16 protein-coding genes and 4 tRNA genes are annotated in these 20,946 nt (G+C 29.3%); 16 read left to right on the plus strand and 4 right to left on the minus strand.

Going from position 1 to position 20,946, the window contains the following annotated elements:
- Nucleotides 1–7: 7 nt before the first annotated feature.
- Together Q4586_RS03280 and hglS are read right to left on the minus strand one after the other, a co-directional pair.
- Nucleotides 8–466, minus strand: a complete 459-nt coding sequence (locus tag Q4586_RS03280; RefSeq protein WP_068704444.1) for an Lrp/AsnC family transcriptional regulator — start codon at nucleotides 464–466, stop codon at nucleotides 8–10.
- A gap of 98 nt (nucleotides 467–564) precedes the next feature.
- Nucleotides 565–1,992: a 2-oxoadipate dioxygenase/decarboxylase HglS gene (gene hglS / locus Q4586_RS03285; RefSeq protein WP_303526291.1), complete on the minus strand. Its 1,428-nt coding sequence runs from the start codon at nucleotides 1,990–1,992 to the stop codon at nucleotides 565–567.
- A 730-nt stretch (nucleotides 1,993–2,722) separates the two neighbouring features.
- On the opposite strand from hglS, the gene Q4586_RS03290 reads away from it, so the two are divergent.
- Both Q4586_RS03290 and Q4586_RS03295 read left to right on the plus strand, forming a co-directional pair.
- On the plus strand, nucleotides 2,723–5,227 hold the full coding sequence (locus Q4586_RS03290) for a M14 family metallopeptidase (RefSeq protein ID WP_303526294.1): 2,505 nt from the start codon (nucleotides 2,723–2,725) through the stop codon (nucleotides 5,225–5,227).
- Between the two features lie 110 nt (nucleotides 5,228–5,337).
- Complete coding sequence (locus Q4586_RS03295; protein ID WP_084443134.1) at nucleotides 5,338–5,493, plus strand: YqaE/Pmp3 family membrane protein; 156 nt, start codon at nucleotides 5,338–5,340, stop codon at nucleotides 5,491–5,493.
- A gap of 239 nt (nucleotides 5,494–5,732) precedes the next feature.
- On the opposite strand, the gene pafA is transcribed toward Q4586_RS03295, so the two are convergent.
- Nucleotides 5,733–7,373 (minus strand): alkaline phosphatase PafA, encoded by a 1,641-nt coding sequence (pafA, locus tag Q4586_RS03300; protein WP_303526300.1) that lies wholly within the window; start codon nucleotides 7,371–7,373, stop codon nucleotides 5,733–5,735.
- A gap of 116 nt (nucleotides 7,374–7,489) precedes the next feature.
- Here pafA and Q4586_RS03305 point away from each other — a divergent pair, with 116 nt between their 5' ends.
- From Q4586_RS03305 to Q4586_RS03370, 14 genes are all read left to right on the plus strand, one after another.
- On the plus strand, nucleotides 7,490–8,230 hold the full coding sequence (locus Q4586_RS03305; RefSeq protein ID WP_068704437.1) for an MlaE family ABC transporter permease: 741 nt from the start codon (nucleotides 7,490–7,492) through the stop codon (nucleotides 8,228–8,230).
- A 1-nt stretch (nucleotide 8,231) separates the two neighbouring features.
- Nucleotides 8,232–8,996 (plus strand): ABC transporter ATP-binding protein, encoded by a 765-nt coding sequence (locus Q4586_RS03310; protein ID WP_068704435.1) that lies wholly within the window; start codon nucleotides 8,232–8,234, stop codon nucleotides 8,994–8,996.
- Nucleotides 8,997–9,126: 130 nt separating this feature from the next.
- A tRNA-Lys gene (locus Q4586_RS03315) sits at nucleotides 9,127–9,199 on the plus strand.
- Nucleotides 9,200–9,250: 51 nt separating this feature from the next.
- Nucleotides 9,251–9,333 (plus strand) — tRNA-Tyr (locus Q4586_RS03320).
- A 176-nt stretch (nucleotides 9,334–9,509) separates the two neighbouring features.
- A tRNA-Lys gene (locus tag Q4586_RS03325) sits at nucleotides 9,510–9,582 on the plus strand.
- Nucleotides 9,583–9,632: 50 nt separating this feature from the next.
- Nucleotides 9,633–9,715 (plus strand) — tRNA-Tyr (locus tag Q4586_RS03330).
- 116 nt (nucleotides 9,716–9,831) lie between these two features.
- Nucleotides 9,832–12,231, plus strand: a complete 2,400-nt coding sequence (locus tag Q4586_RS03335; protein ID WP_303526304.1) for a TonB-dependent receptor — start codon at nucleotides 9,832–9,834, stop codon at nucleotides 12,229–12,231.
- A gap of 64 nt (nucleotides 12,232–12,295) precedes the next feature.
- Nucleotides 12,296–13,411, plus strand: a complete 1,116-nt coding sequence (locus Q4586_RS03340; RefSeq protein ID WP_303526306.1) for a C1 family peptidase — start codon at nucleotides 12,296–12,298, stop codon at nucleotides 13,409–13,411.
- A gap of 106 nt (nucleotides 13,412–13,517) precedes the next feature.
- The gene (locus Q4586_RS03345) at nucleotides 13,518–14,207 is read left to right on the plus strand and encodes a GNAT family N-acetyltransferase (RefSeq protein WP_068704429.1); all 690 of its coding nucleotides are present in this window, start codon (nucleotides 13,518–13,520) and stop codon (nucleotides 14,205–14,207) included.
- Between the two features lie 151 nt (nucleotides 14,208–14,358).
- A complete protein-coding gene (locus Q4586_RS03350) occupies nucleotides 14,359–15,804 on the plus strand; it encodes a DUF389 domain-containing protein (protein WP_303526311.1) in 1,446 nt (481 codons plus the stop codon).
- 231 nt (nucleotides 15,805–16,035) lie between these two features.
- The gene (locus tag Q4586_RS03355; RefSeq protein WP_084443132.1) at nucleotides 16,036–16,392 is read left to right on the plus strand and encodes a response regulator; all 357 of its coding nucleotides are present in this window, start codon (nucleotides 16,036–16,038) and stop codon (nucleotides 16,390–16,392) included.
- Nucleotides 16,389–17,282 carry a hypothetical protein gene (locus Q4586_RS03360; protein ID WP_303526312.1) on the plus strand — a complete coding sequence of 298 codons (894 nt, stop codon included), beginning with the start codon at nucleotides 16,389–16,391 and terminating at the stop codon, nucleotides 17,280–17,282. The genes Q4586_RS03355 and Q4586_RS03360 overlap by 4 nt, the downstream gene beginning before the upstream one ends.
- 15 nt (nucleotides 17,283–17,297) lie before the next feature.
- On the plus strand, nucleotides 17,298–18,728 hold the full coding sequence (locus Q4586_RS03365) for a glycosyltransferase family 2 protein (RefSeq protein ID WP_303526313.1): 1,431 nt from the start codon (nucleotides 17,298–17,300) through the stop codon (nucleotides 18,726–18,728).
- 18 nt (nucleotides 18,729–18,746) lie between these two features.
- Nucleotides 18,747–20,036: a YaiO family outer membrane beta-barrel protein gene (locus tag Q4586_RS03370; RefSeq protein WP_303526314.1), complete on the plus strand. Its 1,290-nt coding sequence runs from the start codon at nucleotides 18,747–18,749 to the stop codon at nucleotides 20,034–20,036.
- A gap of 7 nt (nucleotides 20,037–20,043) precedes the next feature.
- On the opposite strand, the gene Q4586_RS03375 is transcribed toward Q4586_RS03370, so the two are convergent.
- Complete coding sequence (locus Q4586_RS03375) at nucleotides 20,044–20,940, minus strand: Ppx/GppA phosphatase family protein (protein WP_068704413.1); 897 nt, start codon at nucleotides 20,938–20,940, stop codon at nucleotides 20,044–20,046.
- Nucleotides 20,941–20,946: the final 6 nt, after the last annotated feature.

Below are 20,946 nucleotides of genomic sequence, written 5' to 3' on the forward strand. Positions count from 1 at the left end.
TTTACTCTTATTCAATAGGAATGTTACGTTTAAAGCAAGTATCAAAACAAATAAAAGTATCGGTACCTGCAACTCCGTTTATTAAATGTACATTGTCATATAATATTTTTTGTAAATGCTCATTATCTCTTGCGTAGATAAGAATAAAAATAGCATAATTACCAGAAACAAAATTACATTCGGTTATTTCAGGAATTTTTTTTAGTTCCTTCATAACTTCTTTAGCAAAACGAGCTTCTCGCAAACGAATACCGGTATATGATTTTGTTTTGTAGCCTAGTTTATTTTCTTCTAAAACAAATTCAGCATTTTTTATAACACCATCAGAGCTAAGTTTTTTTATACGCTGATGTACTAAAGAGTTGGAAACTTTTAACTCCTTAGCTATTTGTGAGTAAGCTTTTCGAGCGTCTAACCTTAGTTTTGATAGTATTTGCTTGTCTATATAATCAAAATGATTTTTCAAAAGAATAATTTTGTTATGTGCTATTAGTTTACGTTATAAAGGTAGAGTTTTTTTTATGAGAAAAATATAATTTTATAATAGACGGCGAAATTTTAATATTAAGCATTTATTTGCGCTAAACATTTATTAATGGTTTCATTTTGTATATTTTCATACCATTCCATTAATTCATAAACAGGTTCTCCTAAATCTTTTTCAAATAATGATTGATTAGAGCTTTCGTTGTATTCGTGTTTTGCATCATCAGTACCTAGGTTTGATGCAAAAATACCGGCAGCACTTACAGGTAAAAAATCTTCATAAACCAAAGGCTCTACAGTTAAATAATTATCTTTTAGTAGTTGATTTACATCTGATTTTGTGTAGGTTTTATCTTTAGCTATATTTTTTGATTTATCAGTTGTAAAGTAGTGGAAAAAGGCCAGCTTTTTTGATTGCAATTCTTCGTAAGTATCAGGAAAGGATTTAAAGTTTTCTTTTAATAATTGGTTGTATTCAGTTGCATTTTCAGCATTTGGTGATCCACCAATAGTTTTACGTGTTTTACCTAATAATTTATTGTATAAGTCTAATCCTTTTTGTGTTAATGCAGCTCCACGTTGCTCAATTTCTCCAAAACGAGCTTTGTGTTCTCCTGTTTTTTTATTTTTAGCATTATCTTTAAAAATTACTTTTTCGGTTAATGCTTTAAAACTTGTTTGACGTAATAAAATAGGACATTTTCTGGTAGGAGGGCCTTCTATAATGTCTTTAGGAGTAATGTTACGAGCTTCCATACTTGTTTGAACCTTGTCTATGTCTAAGGCTCTAGGTGTTAAATGATTGATGTGTGGTCCTTTAAAAGCAACTACATCAGCAATTAATCTGTGTTGGCCTAGTAATGCCTCATACATTTCATAATCAACCGTAGCAGTATCGTGCCATCTAAAAGTTTGTAAAGCTTCTTGAATAAAAAATTCAGCGTCTTCTTTATTTAAACCACCGTTTTTTTCATTTTTATCAATTAATTCCAATGCTTTTTTTGTGAAAATTTGACGGTTTTCTAAAATGGTTTCAATGTTGTTACGAAGCTCCTCGTCACTAATTAAATCTAAACGTAATAAAGAGGTAAAAACTCTAAAGGGAGCTTGGTTAAGCGCTGTGTTTTCTATAGCTCTAAAGGCTGTAGCATGAACAGGAACACCAGCCGTTGCTAAATCGTAATATCCAAGAGGAAACATTCCCATGACTTTAAAAAGGCGTCTCATTGTAAATAATTCATATGGTTTACCTAAGCGAATTGCTCCATGGCGCTCCATATTTAGTCGTGTAATTTCACCAGTATGTACTAATTGTTCTTTTACCTCTTTAGATGTAGAAATAACATTGTCATTAATTTCATGAACCAAATCAAGTAATTCACCATAAAGAGGAACTTCATTTTTATACATATCAGACATAATTGTAGAAAAACGATTACGAATGTATTCTGGTGAGACAAATGTCTTTTCAATGTTTAAACTCTGTACTTTATTTTTTGATGACATAATTTGACTAATTTTAATACAAAATAAATGAATTTAATGTTTGGTTTGGGTTTTTACGATAAAATTTACTTATTAATGATTGATTATGTGTTTACTTGATTGTTTAAATATGTTTTTTTTAGTAAAAAGATTATTTTAATTTGAAAATAGGGCTCAGAAAATCAAATTGACTTTCATTTTAAATAAGAACTGCTTAGGGTATAAAAATGTTTTCGTTAACTGTTTTAATTTTAAATTGTTTGTTTTTAGACTAAAAAAGAAGAGATAGGTTTAAAAAAGAAAACGCCCCATTGTATTATAATGGAGCGTTTGTTGTTTAGTAACTTTTAATTAGTTATTAATAGCATAACTAGCAGCTTTGCCTAGTTCAGATAATTGAAATGCTGTAGTTTTTAAAACACTTAATCCCCATTTGTGTAATTGTTTAGCCATAATTTAATTTTTATTATTAATATTCCCCTGCTGCAAACTTACAGGTTTAATTGGTTGTTAATTAAAGAGGAAATATGTTATGTGTAATCGGTAATAAATCACGTGTAAGTGGTGTTTGGTAGTGCTTTTTTGTTAAAGGTTAACATGATGTAAGATTATCAAGTAGCTAAGAGTCGTGTTTTATAAATATATTAAATCTAAAAGGCATGATGTTTTTTTTATTGTTAACGTGTGTTAATGTATTAAGACATGGATTTTAGATTTAATATATTTGTTAAATTACCAAACTATTAATTCAATGAAAAAAACCTTTTTATTCCTGTTAATTTTAATAGCAACTTCGGTTGTTGCACAGCAAAACATAGATTTATCGTATTATTTACCAAACGATGTTTCGTATAATAAAAACATTCCAACACCAAAATCAATTATCGGTCACGAAGTAGGTGAATGGCACATTACACATGATAAATTGGTGGAGTATATGACGGTTTTAGCAAGGTCTTCAGATAGAATCACGCTTGAAAATAGAGGGGCAACTTATGAAGGTAGATCATTATTACTGTTGACGATAACTTCAGCTGAAAATCATCAAAATATACAAAAAATAAGAAAAAATCATATTAATGCCACGAATGATGCTTCAGTTGATGTATCTAAACAACCTATAATAGTTTATCAAGGTTTTTCTATTCATGGAAATGAAGCTAGTGGAACAAATTCAGTTTTAGCTTCTGCTTATTATTTAGCAGCAGCAGAGGGAGCTAAAATTGATGAATTGTTAGAGAGTACAATTATTTTATTTGACCCATCTTTAAATCCTGATGGATTACAGCGGTTTGCATATTGGGCAAATACTAATAAAGCAAGTAATATTAATCCAGATCCTAATGATAGGGAATATCATGAGGTTTGGCCCGGCGGAAGAACAAATCATTATTGGTTTGATATGAATCGCGACTGGTTACCTGTTCAATTACCAGAAAGTAGCGCGAGGATAGCATCGTTTCATAAATGGTTGCCTAATATTTTAACAGATCATCACGAAATGGGTACAAATTCTACTTTCTTTTTTCAACCAGGAATTCCGAGTAGAACCAACCCTTTAACTCCGCAAATGAACCAAGATTTAACAAAAGAAATAGGAACATACCATGCTAGGGCTTTTGATAAAATAGGTTCAACATATTATTCTGAAGAGAGTTTTGATGATTTTTATTACGGAAAAGGATCTACATTTCCAGATATTAATGGGAGTATTGGAATTTTATTTGAACAAGGAAGTTCTCGTGGGCATGCTCAAGAAAGTGAAAACGGAGTGTTAACTTTTCCATTTACCATCCGAAATCAATTTACGGCAACTTTATCAACCTTAGAGGCTGCCAAAAACATGCGTGTTAAAATCTTAAAATATCAACAAGATTTTTATAAGAGATCGAGAAGTTTATCAGAAAATAAAGCGATTGTTTTTGGAGATGAAAAAGACGGGGTGAAAGCATATCATTTAGCTAAAGTTTTAAAGAAGCATCAAATAAAAATACATCAACTAAAAGCTGATTTTACCTCAAAAGGGAAAAATTTTAAAAAAGGTTATAGTTATGTAGTACCTATGAATCAGAAAAATAATAGGTTAGTGAAAGCAATGTTTGATGTACGAACAACTTTTAAAGATAGCTTGTTTTACGATGTTTCTGCATGGACATTTAATCATGCTTTTGGTGTTGATTTAGTAGATGATGTTTCGTTATCAAAGGCAGGTGAAGAAATTGTAAGTTTGAAAAAGAAAGCAGGAAACATTAAACAAAAAAGTACAGTAGGATATTTGTTTTCTTGGCACGAATATGAAACTCCAAAAGCTTTAAACTTTATATTAGATAAAGGAATACGCGTTAAGGTTGCAATGAGACAATTTAAAAACGATAATCAATTGTATGATTATGGAACTATTTTTATTCCTGCTCAGAATCAAAAGTTAAACGGAGAAGCGTTATTTAGTTTTTTAGAGAAAATTGCAATAAAAAATCATCTAAAAATTAGAGGTGTTGCTACTGGTTTAAATGAAGGAATTGATTTAGGAAGCAGAAATTTTAAAGCTATAAAACAACAAAAAGTGGCAATGTTGGTTGGTAACGGAATAACGAGTTACGATGCTGGTGAAATTTGGCACTTATTAGATCAGCGCTATGAAATGAAATTAACTAAGTTAGATGTAGCATACGCTTCGAGAGTAAATTTAGATAAATACACAACAATTGTTGTTCCGAATAGTTACTCGATAGATAAAAATTTAGAAATTAAATTAAAAAACTGGGTAAGGAATGGCGGAGTTTTAATTGGCTATAGAAATGCAGTAAACTGGTTGTCAAATAAAAATTTTATTAACTTAAAGTTTAATAAAACAAAAATAGATAGCGTTGAAAATGTATCCTTTGAAAACAAATCGTTAAAATCAGGAGCACAAGTTATTGGTGGCGCTATTTTTGAAGCAAAAATAGATCGTTCGCACCCAATAAACTTCGGATATAAAAATGATAAAATAGCATTGTTTAGAAATACACGTCAGTTTATTCAGGCAGATAGTAAAAGCTATAATAATCCGATTCAATATACAAACAAACCTTTGTTAAGTGGTTATATTTCAAAAGAAAATTTAAAAGCATTAAAAAACACGGTTCCGTTTAAAGTTAATCGATTAGGAGCAGGACGTGTTATTGTTTTTACAGATAATACAAACTTTAGAGCTTTTTGGTTTGGAACGAATAAGTTATTAATGAATGCTATTTTCTTTGGTAAATTAATGTAAAACTTAATTTAAGTATTCAGTTAAAATTAAACCCACTATATAATAGTGGGTTTTTTGTAACAAAAAAGTAAAATAAACGTCTTTATAGTATATTAATCAATTTAACATAAATGAGTTTATTAAGAGTTTTATTAGCTATTTTTTTTCCACCATTAGCTGTAATAGGTAAAGGATGTGGGTCAATTGTAATTGTATTTTTATTAACGCTTTGCGGATGGGTGCCTGGTGTTATAGCAGCACTTATAATTTTAAATAACCCAAAATAAAAAGTGTGACTTATTTAAAAATAAAGTGTCTAACTATATAGAAAACAAATTTATAACAATATGGTTTACCTTTTTTTAATAGCGTTTATAGTTTTTACATTTGATTTAATGTTTAATTTTTCAGTTAAAAAAATAAATAAAGAGTACTGTAAGGTTAAGAAAAATAATAGATATAAATAATTCCCCTTTTAGTATTCTGAAAAAGAATAAAAAAAAAGGCGCTCAATGAGCGCCTTTTGTTAGTTTAGAACCTCTTCGATAATTTTACCTGTTGCTCCGTTAGGAAACTCAATTTGTAATAAATTAGAAATTGTTGGTGCAATATCAATTATTTCATATTTCTTTTTTGACGCACCTTGTTTAATTCCATTACCATAAAAAATAATAGGAATATGAGTGTCGTAAGAATAGCCTGAACCGTGTGTGGTTCCTTTTTTAGGATAGCTAATAGTTGATGGGTTAGGAACTAATAAAATGTCTCCTGAAAATTTTTGATTATATCCGTTTTGTAATGAGTTTAATATTCCATTTGTAAACGTTGTGGTTTGTAAAGTTCTTGCAGTTACTGATTTGTATATTCCTTTATAGTTAATCACTTCATCAGCAATTTTTTGAGCTACATCATTTGTGTTTAATTTTAATTCTTCAATTTTTTCTTTATTTAAGAAAATTTGAAAGTTAGAAATATTCTCAACTAATTCATCAGATTTAAAATACTTTAAAGTTATACTGTTTACATACGCTTTAAATTTTTTATAACTAAAGTAATTAGCGGGTATCTTAACCGATTTTAAATAAGATGGAACCTGTACTGCTGCGTGATCTGCTGTTAAAAACAAGGTGTAATTACCTTCGCCAACTTGTGTATCTAAAAATGTAAATAAATTTGCTAAATCTTTATCTAAACGTAAATAAGTGTCTTCAATTTCTTTTGAAGCAACACCAAATTGATGTCCAACATAATCTGTTGATGAGTAACTAACTGCTAAAAAATCGGTGTAAGCAGATTGCCCTAAATTTTCACCAAGTATAGCCGCTTTTGCAAAATCGGTAGTTAAAGTATTTCCTGCCGGAATTGCTTTTATAATACTATAATTATTGTTTTTACTTCTTAAGTTAGGAATGTCGTGAGGAAAAACAGGTTTTTCTTCCCCTTTAAAAGTTATTTCATAATTATTATCATCGGCAATACTTTCGGTGTAAGTATTGATATCATAAAGTGTTTTCCAAGGTTTTGATAGGTAGTCGTCAACAATTTTAGAGTTGTTAAATTTTTCTACCCATCTAGGTAGTTTATCCATGTAATAAGATGAAGAAATCCAATCACCTTTGTTACCGCCATCAAACCAATAAGCGGCATTAGCTGTATGGCCAGCAGGTAAAATAGAAGAACGGTCTTTTATAGCAACTCCAATTGTTTTACCGTTCATGTTTTGTGCTAAACGTAATTGATCGGTAACGGTCGTGGTAAGCATTCTGTAAGGAGATTTTTTTCCTCCTTTACCATCGTTTCCAATGGTTTTGTAGTTTGCATCATCTACACAATAAATAGTTTCTTTTAAGTATTTATCATACCAATTATTACTAATAATTGCGTGGTTAACAGGTGTAGTTCCGGTGTAAATTGAGGTATGTCCTACAGCAGTATATGTAGGCATATAATTATAATGAGCATTTTCAAGTGAAAAGCCACCATTTAATAAACGTTTAAATCCGTTGTTTCCATATTTATCAGCAAATCGAGTAAGGTAATCATAACGCATTTGATCGATAACAATACCAACAACTAATTTGGGTCTTTTAGAACTTTTCTTTTTAATAGGTGTAAAACTGCATAAGCATATAACAGTTAAAAAGGTAAATGATAATAATTTTTTCATTTTTATTTTTAAAAATTTAAGAATCAAAGATAAGTAAACAGGCACTAAAACTGATAATAAAGTGAAGAGTTAATGGTTTTTTAATACTTTAGCAAAAAGAAAAATAACGTACTTTAATGAACTACATTGAGCATATTGGGAAATACTTTGTCATGCTAAAGCAAGTTTTTACAAAACCACAGCGTAAACGTGTTTTTAAAGAAGCTTTATTTAGAGAGATAGATGAATTAGGTCATAAATCACTAGGTATTATAGCTTTTATTTCATTTTTTATAGGTGGGGTAATTGCGTTACAAACCGCATTAAATTTAGAAAGTCCGTTTATACCAAAATCATTAATAGGTTTTGCAGCAAAACGCTCCATTATATTAGAGTTTGCTCCCACATTTTGTTCTATAATTTTAGCAGGTAAAGTAGGTTCGTACATAACATCAAGTATAGGCGCAATGAGAGTTACTGAACAAATTGATGCGTTGGAGGTTATGGGAATTAATTCTTTAAATTATTTGGTGTTACCTAAAATAATAGCAACGGTATTTTTTTACCCGTTTTTAATTGTTTTAGGAATGTTTTTAGGAATTTGGGGAGGATGGGTTGCAGGAGTGCTTTCAGGATTGTTTTCAGGAGCAGATTATATAATAGGAGTACAAATGGAATTTGATCCGTTTTTATTAACCTATGCAATTATAAAAACATTAGTTTTTGCTTTTTTAATAGCTACAGTGCCCTCGTACCATGGTTATTATGTAAAAGGAGGTTCGTTAGAAGTAGGTAAGGCAAGTACACAATCGGTAGTTTGGACAACCGTACTTATTGTAATTGCTAATTATTTATTAACTCAAATGTTGTTAACATAAAATGATAGAAGTAAATAATTTACACAAAGGATTCAGTGGAGTTGAAATTTTAAAAGGAATAACAACTTCTTTTTTGCCAGGAGAAACAAGTTTGATTATTGGACAAAGTGGTTCAGGAAAAACAGTGTTTTTAAAATCATTAATAGGGTTGCATATTCCTGAAAAGGGAACCATAGTTTACGATGGTCGTGTAAATACAGAAATGACTATTGAAGATAAACGAAACTTTAGAAAAGAATTAGGGATGGTTTTTCAAGGTAGTGCTTTATTTGACTCACAAACTGTTGAAGAAAACGTGATGTTTCCTCTTAAAATGTTTACAAAACAACCTATTGATGAGATGTTAGATAGGGTGAACTTTGTTTTAAAGCGAGTAAACTTAGAAAATTCGAATAAAAAATTCCCAGCAGAATTATCAGGAGGGATGCAAAAGCGTGTTGCCATTGCACGAGCAATTGTAATGAAACCAAAATATTTATTTTGCGACGAACCAAACTCAGGGTTAGATCCTCAAACATCAATTGTAATTGATAATTTAATTCAAGAAATTACGGATGAGTATAAAATAACGACTGTGATTAATACCCATGATATGAATTCGGTGATGGAAATAGGAGATAAAATAGTTTTTCTTAAAAACGGGAAAAAAGCTTGGGAAGGATCACATAAAGAAATTTTTAAAACAGACAACGAAGCGGTAGTAGATTTTGTATACTCATCAAATTTATTTAAAAAAGTAAGACAAGCATATTTATCTGAAAAATAATTTTAAAGTTAAATAATTGTAAAACAATACGCTAAAAGGAGTAGTGGTAATATAGTTGTTTTTTTTTGTGTTTTTTTTTGTAAAAGTGAAAAAGGAATGTATATTTGCACCCGCTAAGGAGAAAAATAATGACCTGGTAGCTCAGTTGGTAGAGCATCTCCCTTTTAAGGAGAGGGTCCTGGGTTCGAGCCCCAGCCCGGTCACTAAAAGCTTTTCTTAAATTAAGAAAAGCTTTTATTTTTTTCTAAAGCTTTGGGGAGATACCAAAGCGGCCAACTGGGACGGACTGTAACTCCGTTGTCTTACGACTTCGCAGGTTCGAATCCTGCTCTCCCCACAAAACCTCAATCTTAAAATAGATTGAGGTTTTTTATTTCACTAATTTTTTGTTGTAAAGAGCACGTTTTCAGTAGTCTATTTTTTAGTGCTTAAAAAGCTTTGTTTTTTTGTTGTAAAAAGTTTGCGGAATCAAAAATAGCTTCTATATTTGCACCCGCTAAGGAGAAAAATAATGACCTGGTAGCTCAGTTGGTAGAGCATCTCCCTTTTAAGGAGAGGGTCCTGGGTTCGAGCCCCAGCCCGGTCACTAAAAGCTTTTCTTAATTTAAGAAAAGCTTTATTTTTTTCTAAAGCTTTGGGGAGATACCAAAGCGGCCAACTGGGACGGACTGTAACTCCGTTGTCTTACGACTTCGCAGGTTCGAATCCTGCTCTCCCCACAAAACCTCAATCTTAAAATAGATTGAGGTTTTTTTTTATCAAAAAATATTTTGTTTATTTTTTAGGTTAAAATTTTAAACATTTTATATTTTTGAAAAATTAAAACAACTCATTTATGAAAAAACTATTATCATTTGCATTAATATTACAATCATTTGTGTTTATTGGGCAAAATCAAGGGGTAATTACAGGTAAGGTAATTGATGAAAAAACAAGAGAAGCTATTCCTTTTGTAAATGTTTTAGTTTATGGAACATCTATTGGAATTGCTTCGGATGAAAATGGCGTCTTTAAAATAACGAATATCCCGTTAGGATATAATAAACTACAAATTTCGTTTATAGGTTATGAAACCTTAATTTCAGATGAATATTTGGTTACAAAAGATAAAGTTCCTTTTATAAATATCGAATTGAAAGAGAACAGTACCAATTTAAAAGAAGTAGAAATAAAAGCCAGTTTATACAAAAAATCATTAGAAAGTCCGTTGTCATTACAATCTTTAGGGGTTGCTGAAATAGAAAAAAATCCTGGAGGTAATAGAGATGTTTTAAAGGTAATTCAGTCGTTTCCAGGAGTAGCATCAAATCCTGGGTTTAGAAATGACATTATAATCCGTGGAGGAGCAACATCTGAAAATAAATTTTATTTAGATGGAGTTGAGGTTCCTGTGATTAATCACTTTCAAACACAAGGAGCAACCGGTGGTCCTGTTGGGATAATGAATGCAGATTTAATACGTAAAGTTGATTTTTATTCAAGTGCATTTCCTGCAAATAGAGGAAATACCTTAAGTTCAGTTATCGAGTTTACTCAAAAAAGAGGAAATCCTACAGCTTTAAATACCAGGGCAACTTTAGGTACATCAGATGCAGGTATCACTTTAGATGGGCCTATTGGTGATAAAACTACATTTATGTTTTCGGTTCGTCAATCGTATTTACAATTTCTTTTTAAGTTAATTAAGCTACCTTTTTTACCAACGTATAATGATTTTCAGTTAAATGTAAAATCTCAGTTGTCAAAAAATAGTGAGTTATCTATAATCGCTTTAGGAGCGATAGATAATTTTAAACTAAATAAAGATGTAAATGACGGAGAAACCGATGTAGATAAGATTAAAAGCAATAAATTGTTTTTAAATACAGTTCCTGTAAATACTCAGTGGAATTATACAGTAGGAGCGAGTTATAAGTATTTTGATGTAAATGCTACACACCTTTTTGTTTTGAGTAGAAATGAATTGAAAAACAAGGCGGAGAAATATTTTATGAATAAAGAAACTCCATCTAATTTATTATTAGACTATAGCTCTAAAGAAATTGAAACTAAATTTAGGTACGAGTATGATTTTGAAACACAGAACTCTTTTAAAATAAATATAGGTACAAATCTAGAAAAGGCTACTTATATAAATGATACTTACCGAAAAGTTGCAAATTCAAATGGAGTTTTTGAAGATGTTTTTAATTCGGAGATTGATTTTATCAAATATGGTTTTTTTGGGCAGATTTCTAAGGAGTTTTTAAACAATAAGTTGGGAGTTTCTTTTGGTTTTAGAACCGACGGAATTGATTATAATACCGAAATGAAAAATCAAATTAATCAATTTTCACCAAGGCTTTCTTTAAGTTATGCTTTAAATGACAAAGTGTCAATAAATTCATCAATAGGGCGCTACTATCAGTTGCCATCTTATACTGTTTTAGGATTTAAAAATAATGTAGGAACGTTTGTGAATAAAAAAGGATTGAAATATATACAGTCAGACCATATTGTTGGCGGATTATTATACAAACCAACAGTAAGTTCTAAAATTACCTTAGAAGGGTTTTATAAAAAGTATAAAAACTACCCATTTTCAGTAAGAAACCAAATAAGTTTAGCAAATTTAGGAGCAGATTTTGGTGTTGTGGGTAATGAAGAAGTTATATCAAGCTCTAAAGGAAGAGCTTATGGATTTGAAGTGTTGGCACAAAAAAAATCATATAATGGTTTGTACGGAATTGCTTCTTATACCTTTGTTAGAAGTGAGTTTAAAAACGCTATGAATGCGTATATTCCATCTACTTGGGATAATAAACATTTAATGACAATAACAGCAGGAAAAAAATTAAATAAAAATTGGGAGCTAGGAGCTAAGTTTAGGTTAGTAGGCGGTAGGCCTTATACACCTTATGATGAAAACGCTTCATCATTAAAATCTAATTATGATGTTATAAATGGAGGTACTTTAGATTATACAAAGTTAAACGGAGAACGCTTTGCTACATACACGCAATTAGATGTTAGAGTTGATAAAACATGGTTTTTAAAAAAGACTGCAATTAATTTATATATTGATATTCAAAATATTTATGCAAGTAGCTCAAAGCAACGACCATCGTTATTGCCACTAGAAGATGAAAATGGTCGAATTTCTGATCCTTCTGATAATAATAGGTATCTTTTAGAAGAAATAGAAAGTACATCAGGAAGAGCGTTACCACAAATAGGAGTTATTGTAGATTTTTAGAGATATAAATTATTAAAATAAATATAAAAAAGGTAAATTGCTTTATGAAAATAAAAAGATAAAAATGAAAAAAATAGTAATAGCAGCCGCTTTTAGTTTGTTAAGTATTGGTGTAATAACAGCACAAAAATACGAGTTTAAAACTATAAAGGATATTGAAAATACAGCAGTAAAAAGCCAAGGAAGAACAGGTACTTGTTGGAGCTTTTCTACGACTTCATTTTTAGAGTCTGAAATTATACGATTAACAGGTAAAAATATTGATTTATCTGAGATGTATACTGTTCGTAATACCTATTCAGATAAAGCAAGTAACTATTTATATCGTCAAGGAAAAGCGCAGTTTAGCGAAGGCGGATTAGGGCATGATGTTATTAATTCGGTAGCTAATTATGGTTTGGTTCCTGAACAAGTTTTTTCAGGATTAGATATTGGGCAAAATGTACACAACCATGCTGAGTTAGTGGCAGTTTTAAAGGCAATGTTAAATACCTATATTAAAAACCCTGCGAAACAATTAAGTCCGAAGTGGAAAAAAGCAACAGAAAGTGTTTTAGATGTTTATTTGGGTAAAAATAAAGCGAAATTTAAGTTTGAAGGAAAAGAATACACTCCTAAAACTTTTGCAAAACATGTAAAAATTGATCCATCAAATTACGTAACAATAAGCTCGTTTACACACGCTAAAATGTATGATAAATTTGTGTTGAATATTCCTGATAATTTTTCGAATGGTTCATTTTATAACGTATCCTTAAATGAGTTAGTTTCGGTAACTGAAACAGCGATTAATGAAGGATATACAATAGAGTTAGATTGTGATGTGTCAGAAAAAACATTTTCTTCAAAATACGGAGTTGCGTTTATACCAGCAAGTAGTACAGAAAATGAAAAAGGATTAAAAGAAATTGTAAAAGAAAAGAATATAACACCAAGTTTTCGTCAATCAGAGTTTGAAAACTTTAATACAACCGACGATCATTTAATGCATATTGTTGGTTTAGTTAAAGATCAAAAAGGAAATAAATATTTCAAAGTAAAAAATTCTTGGGGAGCAAAACAAGGAAATAATGGATATGTGTATATGTCTATCCCATATTTTAAATTAAAAACAATATCGGTATTATTACATAAAAACGCGATTTCAAGTAAATTAAAAAATAAATTAGACATCAATTAAAAAATTAAAAAGAGAACAAAAAAAGTATAACCAAATATTTTGAACGTTTTATTTTTTAATAAATAATTAAAGTAATTTTGTGTATTATCAAACGTTGACATTCATTATGAAAAAAACCGAAATAATAGAAAAATTAAATAATCCTGTTTGGAATTCTTTAAACGAAACACATGACACATTTTCAATAAAATATGACGGAATTAAGTTTTACGCACCGGAATATTGTCCTTTTGGAGGTTTTATAAATCTTGAAAATTCCTCTGATGGTATTGATAATTACTCTGCAAAGAATAACAACTTTTATGTAGTTGGAAAAAAACCACTATTTAGTAATGCATTAACTTTAAATAAAAATTTAGTTTGCAATCAAATGATTCTTGATAAGCCTATCAATATTAGTATAAATGAACAGATTGTTGAATTAAAAACCCAACGTCAAAAAACTGAATTGTTTCATTTAGTTAATAAGATTCAACCTGGTTATTTTAACAGTAAGACATCTGATTTAGGAAATTATTTCGGAATATATAAAGACGAAAAACTAATTGCTGTAACAGGAGAAAGAATGAAAATGAATGAATTCACAGAAATAAGTGCTGTTATTACTCATCCAGAGCATACTGGAAAAGGTTATGCAAAACAATTAATAAAACAAACTACAAATCAAATATTTAAAGAAAATAAAATTCCTTACTTACACGTTGCTGAATCAAATATTGGAGCAATCAAACTTTATGAAAAACTTGGATTTACAACAAGACGTAAAATAAGCTTTTGGAATTTCAAAACAGTATAAATAACGAAATGCCAATAACGTGTATAATTCGTTACTTGTTATAGTCTACTTACGGAAAGTCCTCGCGCACTTTCTATCTGTGTTTATTTGCTAACTTTAGTGCTTAAACAGGCAACAAAATCATACACAAAACCGAAAAAAAGAAATGTAAATGGAAGAAAAAATAAATCAAGATGAAAATGTAGAACAGTCAAAACAAGCAATTCAGGATGATGCAAAAGGGTTGTGGCAAAGTTCTAAAAAATTTATAATTGAATTATTAGATTTTCGTGATGATACAGATCAAGAAGCAACTATTGAGGCGATAAAGGTAGATATACCATTTAAAGGAGCAACTGCTTGGATTTTAATTTGCTCAATTTTTGTAGCATCCATAGGGCTAAATGCAAATTCAACAGCCGTAGTAATTGGAGCCATGTTAATATCTCCATTAATGGGGCCAATTTTAGGAATCGGTATGTCAATAGCTATTAACGATATTGACACACTAAAAAAATCAATGATAAACTTAGCAACTATGATTGTATTAAGTTTATTAACCGCATTTTTATTTTTCTTTCTATTTCCTTTAAAAGAAGAAACTTCAGAATTATTAGGAAGAGTAAAACCTGATATTAGAGATGTTCTTATCGCATTTTTTGGAGGTTTGGCATTAATTATAGCAAGAACTAAAAAAGGAACAATAGCATCTGTAATATTTGGAGTTGCAATTGCAACAGCGTTAATGCCGCCTTTATGTACCGCAGGGTATGGGTTGGCAGTAGGTAATTTTGATTACTTTTTTGGAGCAATGTATTTATTTATTATTAATACAATATTTATCGCATTAGCAACCTTTGTAGTTTTAAAACTATTAGGATTTACGATGATTCGTTATGTAAATTCTGAAAAAAGAAAGAAAACAGCTCGTTTAGCATCTTTTGTCGCTTTTTTAGTAATGGTTCCGGCAATTTTTACCTTTGTTAATGTTTATAGAGAAAGTGTAGAAAATGCAAATTACGATAAGTTTTTAAAAGATGAAATATATGCTAATAAAGACTTATGGTTGCAAAGAGAAAAAATTCACAGAGATACCAAAAAAATCAATTTGTTTTTTAATGGAGATGTAACTGATGCTACAGAAACGTTTTTAAGAAATGAATTAAAAACTTACAATAAATTAGATGATTACGAGCTAATAATAAACGAAAATAAAGCTAGAAGTGTAGATAGAGTAGTAGATGCTTATGATAGAGCAATTGCAGATTTAGACCAAAAAGATAATGTGATTAAAGGTTTGCATAGAGAAATCGAGGATTTAAAAGGGACTATAACCAATTTAAATAACAGGATAGAGCAGGATGCTTTAATTAGAGATAAAAATAACGTACCGTTTAGTAAAGTTGCTAAAGAAGCTAAAATTAGATATAATGATATTAAAACCATAAGTTTTTCAAAGAAATTATCTTCATCAGATTTTATAAAAGTAGATACAATTCCCGAATTATCAGTTACATGGAATAAAAAAATAGCAGACTCAATTATTCATAAAAAAGAAAAGGAACTTAAACTTTGGTTAGAAAAAGAACTTAAACTGAAAATAACTTTAATTAAATAATATTTATTTAATTTAACATATCTTTAACTATAAAGAAGGTTTGAGTGAAAACAAATAAAATAATTTTGCTTTGTAAGAATATAGTTTTTTAGCTCTATATAATATAAAAACATTCTCCCTTAAAAGATGTTTTTAGGTAATTGTTTTTATAGATCACATACAGCCCTCTGTGTTATTAAATATATTGTATAAACATACAAAAGTATGTAAGTAGTTATAATTTAATAAAGGATGAAAAATAATATTTTAATAATACATAATGATCAGAGTATTTCACATCTGATTAAAATGATGTTGTCAAACGTAAATACTACTTTTAAAATTAGTAATACGTATGAGGACATGAAAACCGCCCTTCATATAAAAAAATACGACCTTATAATTACAGATGCTGAGATTAAAGGAAGTTTTGTTTTTCAATATTTAGAAGATTTAAAAACAATGGCCAAAGACTCGCCAATAATTGTAATGTCAGAAATTGACCAAGAAGCTATTGTTAGTACAGCAAAAAAAATAGGGGTTAACGAATTTATTTCTTTCCCTTTTACTCAATTAGATATAAATAGTTGTATTAATCGCTATTTATGAATTTAGAACACTTACTTTATACGTTTATATTTTTTTTAATCACGATACTTATTTTATTATGGGGTTTAATTATTTATAATATAAAAAAGAATAAAATATTAGAAAGAGAAAATATCGTTTTTGAAAAGAAAATTATCCAGGGGATTATTACAACTTACTCTAAATTAGAAGTAGAAGCAACAAAAAATAAATTAAAAAGATTAAAAAAATACATAAAAAAAGACCCAGAAACTCTTTGGAAATCGGCACGTATTTTTGTTAAGATAAATAGAGTTGTAAAGTTTTCTAAAGAAGAGCAATTTCAAGAAATTTTTAAATACCTTGGAATAAAGGGAGTTTTAAAGAAAAAAATAAAAGACAAAGATTGGTATATTAAGGCAAAAGCAATATGGTTATCATACGAATTTGAATTAGAAGGTAATTTACAAATGGTCATTCCTTACAGAGATGTAGAAAATACTTTAGTACGACGTGAAGCACAAATAGCTTTAGTGTCTTTTATTGGATGGAAAAGTTTAGTTTTCTTTCCTTACGTAACAAGACCAATGTCGTTATGGCAACAAATTAGAATAATAGAAAAATTAGAAGAAACAACAAATAAGTTAGATTTGCAATACTTAGACAAAGCACTACTGTCAAAAAATGAAAAAGTGAAAGAATTATTGATTAGAGTTATCAAGAATTTTAAACTTGAACAATACAAATATTATATTATTGATCAACTTTTTTCTGACAATACGAGGCTTGTAGATGTCGCATTTGAAACTTTAAAAAATTTAGAGATAACCAAAAAAGAAATAAAAGGAATAAAATCACGGTTTTTAGAGAAAACGATAGAGAATCAACGCATGGATATTTTTAATTATCTGGATACAAGAATATTAGTTTAATTAAATGAAAATTTTATGAATCATTTAGTTAAAAATAGTATTGATTATTTTTTTTTAATATATGGGGTTATCATCTTTTGTATTTATTTTTCATTTATTTTTTTAGCATCTAGAGCTATCAGAAAAGCAAAACGGAAAGCGAATTTTTTAAATGTAGATTATATCAAGGGTTCTCATGATTTACCCTCTATAAGTTTAATTGCACCTGCATATAATGAGGGTAAAACGATCATTACCAATGTTAAATCGTTACTTTCTATACAGTATCCGTTTTATGAGTTAATTATAGTGAACGATGGTAGTAATGATGACTCTATAAAACAATTAATAACCGTTTTTAATTTAGAGGAAATTCCTTTAAAAGAAAATACTACAGGAATTTCATGTGCAGAAATTACAACAGCTTATAAAAGTACCAATCCTAAATATGCTAGTTTAACAGTTGTAGATAAATATAACGGAGGCCGTTCAGATGCTATTAATTGCGGGATAATTTTTGCTAAATCTAACTTAGTATTATGTACAGATGCCGATTGTATTATAGAGCAAGACGCCTTATTAAAAATGGTTAGGCCTTATATAGAAGCAACAGATAAAGAAGTTATTGCCAGTGGAGGTATTATAGGTTTAGCAAACGATTCAGTGATAAAAAATGGGATACTTAAAGAAGTGCGAGTACCAAAAAAAATGTTACCACGAATACAGGTTGTCGAATATATTAGAGCTTTTTTATTAGGACGCATGGCATGGGGTCAAGTAGATGGCTTAATGCTTGTTTCTGGTGCTTTTGGATTGTATTCAAGATACAGGTTGTTGGAGGTTGGCGGGTTAGATAAAGATAGTGTAGGTGAAGACCTTGAGTTATGCATTCGATTACGTACACATATGGAAGACTTAAAAAAACCGTATGAAGTAGTTTATATACCTGAGGTTTTATGCTGGACAGAAGCTCCACCAGATTTTAAAACTTATATATCACAAAGAGACCGCTGGGCAAGAGGTTTATGGGAAACGATGTATAAACATCGTTCTTTATTTTTTAATAAAAAATACGGTAATATGGGAAAAATATTTTTTCCATACTGGATTTTCTTCGAATTAGGAGCGCCTATAGTAGAATTTTTAGGAATATTATATATTATTTATAACTCAGTTTTTAATTTTATTAATTGGCCAATATCAATACTTCTTTTGATTGTTGTGTATTTATTAGGATGTGTATTTTCAACAATTTCAGTGTTTATGTATTCATTAAATTATAAACATTATTCGAAACCCAAAATGATATTTCAGTTATTAATAGCAGCTTATGTTGAATCTTTTTATAGCCACCCAGTAATGTTGTACGCACAATTAAAAGGTTTTTTTAAGAAGGTGTTTAAAATTGAGACAGGTTGGGGAGCTATGGCTAGAGCTGGATTTAATGAAGAAGCAATTGAAGAATAGTATTAAAGCATGTTAAAAATGATAATTAAAAATAGAGGTTTGTACACTAAAAAGATGTTTTATGGCATAGTTAAAAACATATTAGTTGTTTTTTGTTTTTTTTATGTAACGAATACACAAGCTCAAAAAAAGGAATTAAATGTAGATTCATTGTATTATAAAGCGAACGGTTTTTATAAGAAAAAAGCATACACAAAAGCTTTACCTATTGTAAATTTAGCTCTTAATCTAGCTCCAAATTATATTGATATCCGTGTTTTACGTATCCGTGTTTTACAAAGATTAAAAAAAATAGAAGTAGCTGAAAATGACATTCAGTATATAGTATCACATGATAAAGCAATAACTTATAAAAATTTGGTGTTAGCACAAATAAACTTGATTAAAACTACAAATGAGCTGAATGATTTTATAGCTAAAGTAGAAATTTTTTATGAAGCAGATTTAGATTTTGAACTATCAAAAGCCGAAGCGTATTTGCGATTAGAAGATAAAAAAACAACAGAATTTTTAGTAAATAAAATAAGTAATCATCCTTTAAATAAAGAGCAAAAATATAGATACCGTAAACTTTTAAAGAAAATAAAGAACAATCAAATAAGTGTATATTACGATATTAATTCTTTTATGAAAGAACATCCAACAACAAAATCGTGGCATACAATACAGCTTGAATATATGAAGTTTTTAGAAAAATATTCATTAGGAGCAAGAGTAACTTACAGTAAACACTTTGTTGATGATGCAGTATTGTATGAGGTAGAGTCATACCCTGTTTTTTCTGATAAAATGTATGGTTTTATTAATTTAAGTGCTTCGTCTAAAGCAGATTTTTTTCAAAATTATGGAGTAAAAGCTTCTTTATATTATACAGTAGTAAAATGGATAGAAGTTGAAGGTGGTTTTCGATATTTGAGTTATAATACCGATAATTTTCTTTCGTATGTAATCGGAGCAACTTCGTACCAAAATAAATTTTATTTAAATGCACGTGTTTTTTTAGGGCCTAAAATTAATGGAGATTTTATACAAAATTACCAAGCAAATGTTCGTTATTATTATGATAATACAGAAAATTATGTGTCAGTAAGAGTTGGAACTGGAATTTCACCAGACGAAGCTTCTAGGTTTATACAAGTTACATCAAATCCTAGTTTAAATTCTTATTATGCAACAATTGGAGCAACAAAAAGATTAAACGATAATTATAATATATCAGCAAATATTGGTTTTTTAACAGAAGAACTTACTGGTAATAAAAGAGGAAATCAATTAATTGGTAATATTGGGTTAAAGTATCGTTTTTAGACTTTTTTTATAATTTATTATAGTATAAGCTTTTAATAATACCATCTGATAAACCTATTTTTGGTACAAATATTTTACGGGCACCACTCCATTTCATTGCAGAAAGGTAGATTTTAGTAGCAGGAACAATAACATCAGCTCTATCAGGGTTTAAACTAAGTTCAGAAATACGCTCTTTATAACTCATTTTTTTTAAGAATTGGTACTGAGCATTTAAATAAATATAAGAAATTGGCTTACCCATATCTCTTCCTGACATTTTAAATATTTTATTAATATTTCCACCTGAACCAATTAAAGAAATACGTTTATATACTTTCGTGTTTTCCTCAACCCACTCTTGTACTTTTTTAAAAATAAGTTTATTTTCAGATTTTTTATTGTTAATCAATCTTACGGTACCAATTTTAAAAGATTTTGAATTGATGATTCTTCCTTTTGAAAACAAAGTAAATTCAGTACTACCACCACCAACATCAACATAAAGATAGGTAGACTCTGATTCTATTAATTGATTTAAATCTGTTGAAAATATAATAGCAGCTTCTTTTTTACCATCAATAATATCTATTGCTATTTCTGTTTTTTTTAAAATAGTACTGATTACGTCATTACCGTTTTCTGCCTCTCTCATAGCAGAAGTTGCACAGGCTTTATATTTTTCAACACCATGAACTTTCATAAGTAGTTTAAAAGCTTCCATGGCATCAATCATTCGATTGGTATTTTCTTTAGAAATTATACCACCAACAAAAGCATCAGCGCCTAGTCGAATAGGAACTCTAACTAATGAAGATTTTTTAAATTGTGGTTCTTTATCTTTTTCTTCAATAACATTTGCTACCAAAAGCCTTACAGCATTCGAACCTATATCTATAGCACCGTATTTTTTTATTTTCAAAATAATATA

Source organism: Tenacibaculum soleae, from assembly GCF_030549005.1.
Lineage (GTDB): Bacteria > Bacteroidota > Bacteroidia > Flavobacteriales > Flavobacteriaceae > Polaribacter > Polaribacter soleae.

Coding starts and splice junctions, on each gene's coding strand:
- Q4586_RS03305 (WP_068704437.1), top strand. CDS start 7,490: ATGAACTACATTGAGCATATTGGGAAATACTTTGTCATGCTAAAGCAA.
- Q4586_RS03295 (WP_084443134.1), top strand. CDS start 5,338: ATGAGTTTATTAAGAGTTTTATTAGCTATTTTTTTTCCACCATTAGCT.
- Q4586_RS03335 (WP_303526304.1), top strand. CDS start 9,832: ATGAAAAAACTATTATCATTTGCATTAATATTACAATCATTTGTGTTT.
- Q4586_RS03290 (WP_303526294.1), top strand. CDS start 2,723: ATGAAAAAAACCTTTTTATTCCTGTTAATTTTAATAGCAACTTCGGTT.
- pafA (WP_303526300.1), bottom strand. CDS start 7,373: ATGAAAAAATTATTATCATTTACCTTTTTAACTGTTATATGCTTATGC.
- Q4586_RS03370 (WP_303526314.1), top strand. CDS start 18,747: ATGATAATTAAAAATAGAGGTTTGTACACTAAAAAGATGTTTTATGGC.
- Q4586_RS03310 (WP_068704435.1), top strand. CDS start 8,232: ATGATAGAAGTAAATAATTTACACAAAGGATTCAGTGGAGTTGAAATT.
- Q4586_RS03355 (WP_084443132.1), top strand. CDS start 16,036: ATGAAAAATAATATTTTAATAATACATAATGATCAGAGTATTTCACAT.
- hglS (WP_303526291.1), bottom strand. CDS start 1,992: ATGTCATCAAAAAATAAAGTACAGAGTTTAAACATTGAAAAGACATTT.
- Q4586_RS03365 (WP_303526313.1), top strand. CDS start 17,298: ATGAATCATTTAGTTAAAAATAGTATTGATTATTTTTTTTTAATATAT.
- Q4586_RS03360 (WP_303526312.1), top strand. CDS start 16,389: ATGAATTTAGAACACTTACTTTATACGTTTATATTTTTTTTAATCACG.
- Q4586_RS03340 (WP_303526306.1), top strand. CDS start 12,296: ATGAAAAAAATAGTAATAGCAGCCGCTTTTAGTTTGTTAAGTATTGGT.
- Q4586_RS03345 (WP_068704429.1), top strand. CDS start 13,518: ATGAAAAAAACCGAAATAATAGAAAAATTAAATAATCCTGTTTGGAAT.
- Q4586_RS03350 (WP_303526311.1), top strand. CDS start 14,359: ATGGAAGAAAAAATAAATCAAGATGAAAATGTAGAACAGTCAAAACAA.